This is a genomic window from Novacetimonas hansenii JCM 7643, assembly GCF_000964405.1.
Lineage (GTDB): Bacteria > Pseudomonadota > Alphaproteobacteria > Acetobacterales > Acetobacteraceae > Novacetimonas > Novacetimonas hansenii.
In genome coordinates, this window is the sequence record NZ_BANE01000109.1 from 1 (window position 1) to 10,807 (window position 10,807).

Annotated in this window: 8 protein-coding genes and 1 pseudogene; 4 read left to right on the forward strand and 5 right to left on the reverse strand. The window is 60.3% G+C overall.

Features of this window, described 5'->3' with window-relative positions; all coding sequences use genetic code 11:
* Nucleotides 1-214: 214 nt before the first annotated feature.
* Complete coding sequence (locus B7G66_RS08525; RefSeq protein WP_141312692.1) at nucleotides 215-1,276, reverse strand: hypothetical protein; 1,062 nt, start codon at nucleotides 1,274-1,276, stop codon at nucleotides 215-217.
* Nucleotides 1,277-1,325: 49 nt separating this feature from the next.
* On the opposite strand from B7G66_RS08525, the gene B7G66_RS08530 reads away from it, so the two are divergent.
* The 3 genes from B7G66_RS08530 to B7G66_RS08540 all read left to right on the forward strand — a co-directional run bounded on the left by B7G66_RS08530 (nucleotide 1,326) and on the right by B7G66_RS08540 (nucleotide 4,809).
* The gene (locus B7G66_RS08530; RefSeq protein ID WP_167613982.1) at nucleotides 1,326-2,066 is read left to right on the forward strand and encodes a GntR family transcriptional regulator; all 741 of its coding nucleotides are present in this window, start codon (nucleotides 1,326-1,328) and stop codon (nucleotides 2,064-2,066) included.
* Nucleotides 2,063-3,469: an amino acid permease gene (locus B7G66_RS08535; RefSeq protein WP_003621283.1), complete on the forward strand. Its 1,407-nt coding sequence runs from the start codon at nucleotides 2,063-2,065 to the stop codon at nucleotides 3,467-3,469. Before B7G66_RS08530 ends, B7G66_RS08535 begins: the two co-directional genes overlap by 4 nt.
* A gap of 347 nt (nucleotides 3,470-3,816) precedes the next feature.
* Complete coding sequence (locus B7G66_RS08540; RefSeq protein WP_371861380.1) at nucleotides 3,817-4,809, forward strand: hypothetical protein; 993 nt, start codon at nucleotides 3,817-3,819, stop codon at nucleotides 4,807-4,809.
* Between the two features lie 435 nt (nucleotides 4,810-5,244).
* On the opposite strand, the gene B7G66_RS08545 is transcribed toward B7G66_RS08540, so the two are convergent.
* The 4 genes from B7G66_RS08545 to B7G66_RS08560 all read right to left on the reverse strand — a co-directional run bounded on the left by B7G66_RS08545 (nucleotide 5,245) and on the right by B7G66_RS08560 (nucleotide 10,144).
* Entirely contained in the window at nucleotides 5,245-6,258 is a 1,014-nt protein-coding gene (locus B7G66_RS08545) for an asparaginase (protein ID WP_003621287.1), read from the reverse strand.
* Nucleotides 6,259-6,296: 38 nt separating this feature from the next.
* Entirely contained in the window at nucleotides 6,297-7,385 is a 1,089-nt protein-coding gene (locus tag B7G66_RS08550; RefSeq protein WP_040512575.1) for an anhydro-N-acetylmuramic acid kinase, read from the reverse strand.
* Nucleotides 7,386-7,606: 221 nt separating this feature from the next.
* A complete protein-coding gene (locus B7G66_RS08555; protein ID WP_003621291.1) occupies nucleotides 7,607-8,872 on the reverse strand; it encodes an acyl-CoA dehydrogenase family protein in 1,266 nt (421 codons plus the stop codon).
* Between the two features lie 45 nt (nucleotides 8,873-8,917).
* A complete protein-coding gene (locus B7G66_RS08560; protein ID WP_003621292.1) occupies nucleotides 8,918-10,144 on the reverse strand; it encodes an MFS transporter in 1,227 nt (408 codons plus the stop codon).
* A 409-nt stretch (nucleotides 10,145-10,553) separates the two neighbouring features.
* Here B7G66_RS08560 and B7G66_RS08565 point away from each other — a divergent pair.
* A pseudogene (locus tag B7G66_RS08565) lies at nucleotides 10,554-10,807 on the forward strand (hypothetical protein); the annotation flags it as partial.

Here is a 10,807-nt window from a genome sequence, read left to right on the forward strand (position 1 = left end):
GTCTTCTGAAGCTTTTTAGAAAAAGCTTCACCAGAAACCTTTATAATTTCAGTATGTTATCGCGACTGACTTTTCAAACAGTCTCTAAAAAAAGGGGCTGTTTGAGACAGCAACCCTGATAATACGTTAAGCGAACGCGACGTTTGGCAAATCCCCAAAAGCAAATGATCGCCGCAAGCCTTTATTGCCCATCCCTGCCTCAGGGCCTGTCAGGTCAATTATGGCCCTGCCGGGCGGCCAGCGCGTTGAAACACACGGAAATCCCATGCGCCTGCTCGGGCTGCGCATCCCAGAATGTCGTATCGCTGGCGCGCTTCTGCCCCGTGATCCGCATCGCGCAGTAATCGAACACCGCACGGCTGTCACGCAGCCCCAGACAATGCTGGATGCTGACAAAGCTGACGTCATCGCCCTGCGTATGCGATGCACGCGCCGTCACATAGGAACCACAGCGTTTGAGGGCGTCAGACGGTGCCTTGAGGAGCAGGATCTGGCGATAGGCTTCCTCCTCGCGCTGTATGCACACCTGTTCGCCGGATATGCCGGGGGGATGGGTTGCCCTGCAATGGGCCTCCACCTCCCCACGCACATACCCCCCTTCATCCGAGGAGTTGGCCCAGTTGCTGTCCGTTGTCCGGCGATAGGTCAGCACCGCTGCGCGCCGCGCCGGGTCCACCAGCGCGAAATCCAATGCCCGCGACCCACAGAACAACGTCATCTGATAGGTATCGGAACGCGGCTGTTCCTGTGTCGCATGGGCATCCGCACTGCCAAAGACCAGATAGAGAGGATGCAGCGGCGCGGGGCAGAGCGGGCGACCTGAGGGCATGAGGGGATTTTCTTCGTCCAGCACACGATAGACAAGCCCATCTTCCACATTCGTATCGACGGGCTGTACGTCCATCCTGCTGCCGTTGGTGAAATCCAGTGCCGTTTCCGACATCCGCACGTCGCCGGTCATGCGCGTGGTCCGGGCATCGGTCGCACGCAGCACGAAATAATGGGGGGCGCCGGACGCCAGTTCATCGGCGTCAAAACGCTCATCCTCCGCCCGGGCTGCGCACAGCGTCCCGAAAAGGAACAGAAACATAAAAAGCAGTCCGCGCACCACCATCGCACCCCATGATCCACGCCGTCGCGCATGCCACGCCCTGAACCGTCCCCGGCGGGGATGGCGTCGCGCTGGCCCCGTCTCGATACCGTACCCCACCGGGGGGCACAATTTGTTGTCGCGGCCCACGCTGCCCCCCGATCGAAAGCTCCCCTTGTCAGACATGAAGATGTCTGACAAGTTCGAGCGCAACCCGGAACAACACGCCAGGACAATGAACGAAGTTTTTCCCGTGTATATCGAGCGCGTTATGCTGCGTGCCATCATGGCGCGCCGCCTTGTGCCCGGTACCTGCCTGAGCGAGGGGCGACTTGCCTTCGCCTTCGGGGCGTCACGCGCGACCGTGCGCGAGGCCCTCGTCAGGCTGGAGGCACGCGGGCTTGTCAACGTGGTGGCAAAGCGCGGATGGTTCATCCCCGAACAGGGATGCGACGAAATCCACGCAACATGTGAGGCACGGCGGATCATTCAGGCGGGCATCCTGCACCTGACGGTTCCCCTGTCGGCACAGGCTGCGGGCTTTGTGCGCCATCACCTGGCGCAGCAGCAGGCCGCGCTGGATGATGGCGACATCAGCCATGTGTGCTTCATGCTGGCGGATTTCCATGTCTGCCTGACACGCCTGATCTGCAACCCGGCCATGACCGAGACCATGCGTTCGCTGATGGCGCGTTCAAGCCTTGCGCACGGGACGCCCACGATACAGGCGGCCCGCATCGTGTATGCGGCGCATGTCGCGATCGTGGAGGCGATGTGCGCAGGCGATACGACCCGTGCGCGCGACCTCCTGCTGGAACGGATCGCAGCGACCGCACCCCCGCCACCACCGCGCAACAGCCATCATCCCCCGGACCTGAAGGCCGCGCTGGCCCCTGTCCTTTATCGTATCGCAAGGGAAAAAAACCTTTCGTCCCCTGCCCTCACCCCATATCGGCAATCGGAAACAAACGCATGATCCCTCCCGGAACCGCCCCCGAAGACGACGTACATATCCTGCCGGATGGGGATGATGAAGGATATCACAAAGGGCTTGGCAAACGTCAGATCCAGATGATCGCCATTGGTGGGGCGATCGGCACCGGCCTCTTTCTGGGTGCGGGATCACGCCTGCAGATCGCAGGCCCGTCGCTTGCGATCGTCTATCTGGTGTGCGGGTTCTTTTCGTTCCTGATCCTGCGCGCCCTGGGTGAACTGGTGATGTATCGCCCCACTTGCGGCAGCTTCGTCTCCTACACGCGCGAATTTCTGGGCGAGAAGGCCTCCTTCGTCGCAGGATGGCTGTCATTCCTGAACTGGGCCATGACGGGCATTGTCGATATCACCGCCGTTGCACTGTACATGCATTTCTGGGGCACGTTCGAACATGTGCCGCAATGGGTGTTCGCCCTTGGCGCGCTGGGTATCGTCACCAGTATGAACATGATCGGCGTCAAATGGTTCGGGGAAATGGAATTCTGGTTCTCCCTTATCAAGGTGGTGGCGCTGTCGCTGTTCCTGATCGTGGGGGCGGCCGTGCTGGGCCTGCGCATGCCTGTCGGCGGGCATGGGACCGGACTGCACCTGATTTCGGAAAATGGCGGACTGTTTCCCCATGGGCTGATCCCCGCGCTGATCCTGATGCAGGGGGTTGTCTTTGCCTATTCCGGCATTGAACTGATCGGTACTGCCGCAGGCGAATGCGAAGACGTGCGCACCTTCCTGCCGCGCAGCATCAACAGCGTGATCTGGCGGATTGGCCTGTTTTATGTCGGTTCGGTCATCCTGCTGGTCTGCCTGTTGCCATGGACGGCATATCATGCGGGCACCAGCCCGTTCGTCACGTTTTTTCAGGCGCTGGGCATTCCGGGCATTGACACGGTCATGAACATCGTCGTGCTGACCGCCGCCCTGTCGAGCCTGAATTCCGGCCTGTATTCCACCGGCCGAGTGTTACGCGCCATGTCGCTTGGCGGCACGGCGCCGCGTTTCCTGTCCTATATGAACGGTAATTCCGTACCGGCGGCGGGGATCGGGCTGACGGTTGCGATCTACCTTGTGGGGGTGGTGCTGAATTACGTGGTTCCCAGCCAGGTCTTTGAAATCGTCCTTAACTTCGCCTCGGTCGGCATCATCAGCACCTGGGGCTTCATCCTGCTCAGCCAGATCAGGTTGCGACAGGCCATCAACCGTGGCGAAATCGCGCCCACCGGCTTTCCCATGCCCGGTGCGCCGCTTACCGCGTGGCTTTCTCTTGGCTTTCTGGGCTGTGTGCTGTTCCTGATGCTCTGCGATTATCCTGCGGGCACAAGCACGATCGCGGCCATTCCGGTCATTGGCGTCATCCTCGTGCTGGGCTGGTGCATGCTGCGACGCAAATAAAATCAGCATGCAGGGGCAAATGGCAGCCATACCTTTTTAAACTCTTGTTCCATTGCGTATTTTATCTTTTCCTCCCCGCCATGCCGGGGAGGATCGCGGATATGTGGCACGGGGCAAGACAGATCATGATGCCGTAAAACCGACACGACACCGCAGCCCCCCTCATGCCCCCGGATATGCCCGCCCGGTTTTCCGCACGGGCTCCAATGCCAGCCCGGCGAACCCGAGTCAGTCTATTGCCTGCCCACACGCCCCATGGCGCCAGCCATGGAAAGACACACCACCGAGTTGCCCCAACGCCGCATGCAGGATGCCGCCCCCGCCCGGGTGCCCCCTGTCGGCCTGCGCTGTGCGCGTGCCTTGTGCTCCTGTGCGGTGTGCTGCCGGCATTGCCCCTGCACGCGGCCGGCACGGGCAATGGTTCGGCAGGCGGATCACAGGTGCCCTCCCCCGCCTATGAACAATGGTATACCGGCTCCCTCATCTCCCCCTCCGGCGCGTTGACGCAGAAGGGGGTTTTCGCGTGGGAACCCTATTTCACCTACAGCACACCGACGGGATTCCTCGACAGCGGGGGGCATGGGCAGCCGATCCATGACGGGATGCACGAAATTTCGAATTTCACGCTGTACAAATACGCCATCACCAATGCGATCAGCATCCAGACCACCCCTACCCTCAGTTACGGGTGGCGAAAACATGGCGACACCACAAGCGGCGCGAAAATAGGGGATGTGCCCGTCGATGTGATGTGGCGCTACCTTGACGCTGATCCACGCCGCCTCATCCCGGCACTCAGCATCTTTGCCGGTGTGGCCTTTCCCACCGGGGATTACCGCAACCTTGGCCGCAGCGAGGATGGCGTGGGCAGTGGGGCCTATACGTTCCGTCTTGCCCTGACGGAACAATCGACTTACGTCCTGCCCGGTCATCATGCCCTGCGGTTGCGGGTATGGGGCACATGGCGCCACGCGCTGGGTGCCGCACGCATCACCAACACCAGCAGTTACGGCACGACGTCAGGTTTCCGGGGCGCGGCACATCCCGGCATGTATGGTGAAAGCGGATTTTCACTGGAATATGGCATCAATCAGAAATGGGTCCTTGCAATGGACCTTGCACGGGACTGGGCCGATGGGGCGTATATCCATGGCCGCAATGCACAGGGCCGCCTGATACGCACCACCGGCGACGGGTCAGGGGACTGGATGGTCGCCCCGGCCATTGAATATAACTGGTCACCGCGTTTTGGCATCATCGCCGGTGTGTCCGCGCTGTTCGCCGGGCACAACACGGCACGCGTCCTGTGCCCGCAATTCGCGTTTAACAGTGTCTTCTGAAGGTAGGTCCCGGCAAGAGACCGTTTGAAAAATCAGGGCCAGCGCCCCACTGGGGGCACATATTACAAAACCATGCCTGCGCAATGTCTTTGGGCGCAGCATCACCAGAAACCTTGTTATGGAAAGGCGATGCTGGTCAGGCAGGCTTTCAGAAAACTTTCAATATGCCTGATTGATTTTTGAAAAATCCATTCAAAACCAGAAACTGCGGTTGCCGGATTTTGCTGCTCCGCCGTTGACAAAGCGCTTCATCCACAAGACGGCGTGTAAACACCGTGCTGACAACAAATTTGAATAACATGAGATTTTTTCAAATATTTTAAAAAATACTCGCCAATGACTTTTATTGTACCGTGGGGTGCTGGCTTTTCAAAGCGTCTCCAAGACCACCACGCATTCACACCATATTTCGCAATCGGGCATTTACCGTTCCCATCAGGGAATATCGAACAGTTCCTGTATACGCACCACCGGCAGGTCAAGCGCAAGGCACAATGCCAGCATGATCCGCGCCTGACGCGGGCGCAGGCGCCCTGCCGCCATGATGCCACGCTGGCGCAGGTCATGGCGTGCCAGCGTGGCACCCGACGATCCCTGACTGGACATGACGATGGCGACACCCTGTGCGCACACCGCGTCGATTTGTGCATTTTCCGCAGGCGCGCACATTCCCGGCAGCATGCTGGCCACCACGATCCCCCGTGCGCCTGCGGCATGGAACGCCGCGATTGCCGCCCCATCACCACCGGAATAGCTGTAGCAGATATCCACACGCGGCACGCCATGCCTAAGACGTGCCAGAACATCGCCGTCAATATGCCTGCGCGCAACACTCTGGCGTGCGAAACAGACCACATCCCCCTCAATCACGCCAAGCGGGCCGAAATCAGGGGAACGGAACGTATCCAGGCGATAGGTCGAAGCCTTGGTCACGCTGCTGGCGGCATGGATTTCATTATCCGAAACCACCAGAACCCCCTTGCCCCGTGCCTGCGCACTCGCCGCGACAAGGAGTGCCGCATGCAGGTTCGCCGGCCCATCCGCACTGATGGCGCTGGCGGGACGCTGCGCACCGACCAGCACGACAGGACGTTCCCCATCCAGAACAAGGTCAAGGAAAAACGCAGCCTCCTCCAGCGTGGTGGTTCCGTGCGTCACCACCACGCCCGCCATGTCAGGACTGTCACGCAGCAGGTCGCGGATACATTGCGCAAGCACAGCCCATTGCGACATATCCATATGGCTGCTGTCTTTTTGTGAAAACGCAATTTCACGAACACGAAAACGCGCCCGCACCACATCAGGCAGCGCCGACAGCAGGTGGCCGCCCCCAAGGTCATGCCCGATTTCCGCATAATCAACGGTATCGCACGGATTATCCGAATGGCGGGCAATTGTCCCGCCGGTGGAAATGACCGTGACGAAAGGCAGGGAGGCAGCATCAGGCATGGAAAGGAACAATCCGTTATGAACGCAGGATGCTTTACTTACGCGCGGGTACGCGCGCCGACAATGCGTCCCCCCGTCAACGGATGGCCAACCCCTGTTGTTTCAGGCGCAGAGATCGGCAGGCCCAGCAACGAACGCACGGCCAGAAAGCCGAAACATTCCGCCTCCAACGCATCACCGTCCCACCCCAGTCCGGAAACGGGGGCCACGATACCAGGCAGGGTTTCACGCAACCCACGCATAATGACCGGGTTATGCACCCCACCGCCACAGATGTACCACGCACGCGGCGTCTGTGGCAGGGGAACGGAGGCAATACCCGCCACGGTAAAGGCCGCAAGCGTCGCCGCCCCATCCTGCGCCGACAGGTGCGACACCATCGACAATGCGCGGTGAAAGGATTGCCGGTCCAGCGATTTTGGCGCGGGTCGTGAAAAGAACGGGTCAGACAGCAGCGCATGCAGCACATCCGCATCCACCTGCCCCCCACTGGCAAGACGCCCGTCAATATCGCACGGATGGCCGGTATGAAGGCGCGCCCAGTCATCAAGCAAGGCATTGCCCGGCCCCGTATCGCAGGCATGCACGCGCCCATCCGTATCCAGCAGGGTCACATTCGCCACCCCGCCGATATTGACGATGGCCACCGGTCGCTCCTGCCCCAGCAGCAGGGCGGCATGGTAAAAGGGGGCCAGTGGCGCACCTTCCCCACCATGCGCGACATCCGCACTGCGAAAGTCATGGACAACCGGAATGCCGGTTTCCCGATACAGCAGGTCTGCATCCCCCACCTGCCATGTCCGGTGCGCCAGCGGTTGATGCAGCAGGGTCTGCCCATGAAACCCGATGACATCGACATGCGGGTTTCCAGCTTTGTCCCGCAGGGCCTGCACAGCTTCGGCATGGCGCAGGGTCAGGGCATGTTCCACCTCGCGCACTTCGGGCGCATCCGCCGACAGGTTCGGCGCACGGTCCAGCAGATCGCGCATCCGCTCCCGCAGGGCCGGGGCATAAGGCAGCGAAAGCGACGGCCCACGGGCACCGACCCTGTGTCCGTCCGTTTCGATCAGGGCCGCGTCAACCCCGTCAAGGGATGTGCCACTCATCAACCCAATCGCATGCAACATGCCCATCAATCCTTTTTCCCATCATAGTGCGGACATGCCATGTCACGCGCAATCATGGCCCATGCCTATACAGCAAGGTGGTTATATATTCGAAATGACACCCAAGGGGCCATCACCTTCGTGTCGGCGACACTATATGACAGGAGAACGGACGGAGCAGGATTCATGAAAGGTCTTTATGATGACAATATGATAGCAAAAACACCCTGCCCGGTCCCCCGTTACTGATATGGCCCGGGTTCCGGGGTCCAGCCCGTCAGGAGATGCCGCCCGATTTCCGCATTTTTCCAGTCCACCGGGTCATGCAGCGACAATGTGCGCGCATCGCGCCAGTACCGGTCGAACCCATGCAGGGCATCAGTCCCCCGTGCGCCAGTCGCGGCAAGGATGTCCGATGTCGCGCGTAACGCCGCACGTGTCGCAACGGAACGCGCGGCACTGACCGGCATGGCAAGCGCCGCACGCGACAGGCCACCACGTTCATAAAGGTCCAGCAGCTCTCCACATTGTCGCACGGCGCAGTACGCCACCGACAGGTCCGCCCCCATTTCGCCCACCATGCGCTGCACATATGGATCATCCGTCGCATGTTCGACCTGCGCCGCGCCCCACGGGCGGCTGTGATGCGCGACAAAGGCGCATCCGGCCCGCAGCGCACCGATGCCGATCCCGACCAGGATCGCGCTGAACCCCGCCTGATGGCGCAGGGATGTATGGACCGGCAGCACGCTTTGTGGTGCAAGGGCATTGGACGCCGCGCTGACCCGGACATCATCGAGGATGACGGTGCCTGAATCCGTCGCACGCTGTCCCATCCGGTCCCAGTCGCGCAGGATACGCAGGCCCGGCGCCGAACGCGGCACAAGATCAAAACGCAGGCCCGCGCGTGGATCGCCCTGATGTTGCGCCGCCTGTGGATCAAACGAACTGATGGCGATCAGGTCCGCGCCAGCCGCGCCGGTGGCATAGATCTTGCGCCCACGCAAAACCCATTGCCCGTCGGATTGCCCAATCGCCAGTGTTTGCAGGAAACTGTCGGCCGTGCGCCCATTTTCGGCAACAGCCATGCCAATGATCGCGTGTTCCGACATGATATGCTGGGCAAGGTGATGACAGAATGCTGGCGTGGCATAGGAAAATATCTCCCGCACCAGGTCGTCATGCACCTTGTATATCTGCGCCACGGCGGGGTCGGCCGCCGCGATCCTGACCATTACCTCCAACGAGAGGGCCTGTGTCGCGCCCATCCCGCCATAGGCACGCGGAACCGGCAACATCAGCAGCCCCGCCTGTTTCAGCAACGAAACCGCATGCACCGGATAGCGCCCGTTGCGGTCATGGTCCGCCGCATGCGGTGCAATATCGGCATCCAATATCCCCTGCACCCGCAACAGCAATGCTGCATCCGCGCGTGAAAGGGCATAGGGAGGGAAAAGGTCGCCCAGCAGGGGTGGCAACATCACCCCGTCAGGAAAAAAAGAGGTCATGTCCAAAGGTTACAGGCTATGGTCATGACCGTTCAATAGCGTAACCTAGCCACCAGCCTTGCGCCGGGTTGCCGCGCGCTCATCACTGAGCGAAAGCATCCACATCGTAAATCCCCCCATCGCCAGCGCACACCCGACCCAGCCAACCGATCCCCATCCCCAGCCTGCGGCAATCGCAAGACCGCCAAGCCAGGGACCAATGGCGTTTGCAAGGTTGAAGGCACTCTGGTTCATGGCGGCGGCAAGGGCCTGCGCATTCACCGCGACACCAAGCAGCCGCGACTGGATCACGGTGCCCAGCCCCCCGCCACAGCCGATCATGAACACGATGGGCATCATGCCCCACACACTGTGAATTGATCCGGGAAACCCCGCCAGGGCCGCCGCATTCACCAGCAGGGTTCCACCAATGGTCGGCATCATCTTGCGATCAGCCGCCCATGCGCATGCCATCGTCCCCACCGTCATCCCCACGCCAAAGACCGCCAGCATGACCGGGACCATGAACGGCTGTGCATGCGTGACCTCCTGCAAGATGGAGGCAAGATAGGTATAGACGCAGAAAATGCCGCCAAACCCGATGACACCAATCCCCAATGTCAGCCAGACCTGGCGGCTGCGCATGGCACGCAGTTCCGTCAGGGCATTGGCCTCGGGGCGCGCCGGGTCGGCCGGAACAAACAGGATGACCAGCAGCATGGTGGAAAATGCCAGCGCCGCAATCAGGACAAAGGCCCAGCGCCACCCCAGCAGCAGACCCAGCCCATTCGCCAACGGCACCCCCGCAATCGTCGCAATCGTCAGGCCCAGCACCACGCGGGCCACCGCCTGCGTCCGCTGACGTTCAGGGACAAGGGAGGCGGCGACAATACCCGCCGTGCCGAAATAGGCCCCGTGCGGCAGGCCACTGATGAAACGAAACAGCAGCAGCCATGAAAATGACGGCGCGACAGCCGTCAATGCGCTGCCCAGCACATAAAGCGCGGTCATGCCAATCAGCATCAGCTTGCGGCTGGCCTTTGCCCCAAGCAGGGCAATCAGCGGCGCACCGACACACACACCCACCGCATAGGCAATGATCGCATGCCCCGCCTGCGGCACGGTGACATGCATGTCACGCGAAATCATCGGCACGAGGCTCATCGCCGCGAATTCGGCGGTGCCAATGGCAAATCCCCCCATCGCCAGGATGAAGAATATCCATGTGGGATGTATGGACGCACGCCCGGCCTCGGACGTCCCCACAGCCTGGACGGTCGGTTTTTCGGTCATGTATCTGCTCTGTATGGAAATAAAATAAGTAATGAACCGGCTTTGCGGTTGTCTTTCGCACCGCCGATACACCCACGTCCCCGACCGAAGCAAGCCCCATCCGGCTTCATGGGAAATATTCATCACCCCCCCACGAAAAAGATGCAGCCCACCGACATGCCCACAGCACAAGACGGGCCTGATGGCATGTTTCTTCCGTATCATAATTTTATTTGTTTCGATAATATCTTACCTTGCCGTACAACAGGACTGACACAAGACTGTCTGGCATAGGGCCGTCAGGAAGATTTCATGGCATCATCCATACACATTCCCACTGCCCGGCATGCTACGATAGGCGCAGGCCCCACCCTGACCTGAAGCAAGCAATCGCACCGCGGCACAGCCGTGACAGCAAGAAAGGCACGCCATGGCGTTCAATCACCATGACAGCATGGGCACACCGCCCTCCCCTACCGGGGAAAGTGGAAATGCCATGGTCAACATTATCTATATTTTATATCTGATCGGATTTTTCATTCCCGGCACCAGCGCGCTGGGAATCATACTGGCCTATATCAACAAGAACAGTTCCGTACAGCCCTATACTTCGCACTTCCAGTTCCAGATCACCCTGTTCCTTAGAGCCCGATCCGAAAGTTTTTCAAGCTTGACAATGCCTTG

Coding starts and splice junctions, on each gene's coding strand:
- B7G66_RS08550 (WP_040512575.1), bottom strand. CDS start 7,385: ATGTTGCATGCGATTGGGTTGATGAGTGGCACATCCCTTGACGGGGTT.
- B7G66_RS08525 (WP_141312692.1), bottom strand. CDS start 1,276: ATGTCTGACAAGGGGAGCTTTCGATCGGGGGGCAGCGTGGGCCGCGAC.
- B7G66_RS08545 (WP_003621287.1), bottom strand. CDS start 6,258: ATGCCTGATGCTGCCTCCCTGCCTTTCGTCACGGTCATTTCCACCGGC.
- B7G66_RS08535 (WP_003621283.1), top strand. CDS start 2,063: ATGATCCCTCCCGGAACCGCCCCCGAAGACGACGTACATATCCTGCCG.
- B7G66_RS08530 (WP_167613982.1), top strand. CDS start 1,326: ATGAACGAAGTTTTTCCCGTGTATATCGAGCGCGTTATGCTGCGTGCC.
- B7G66_RS08555 (WP_003621291.1), bottom strand. CDS start 8,872: ATGACCTCTTTTTTTCCTGACGGGGTGATGTTGCCACCCCTGCTGGGC.
- B7G66_RS08560 (WP_003621292.1), bottom strand. CDS start 10,144: ATGACCGAAAAACCGACCGTCCAGGCTGTGGGGACGTCCGAGGCCGGG.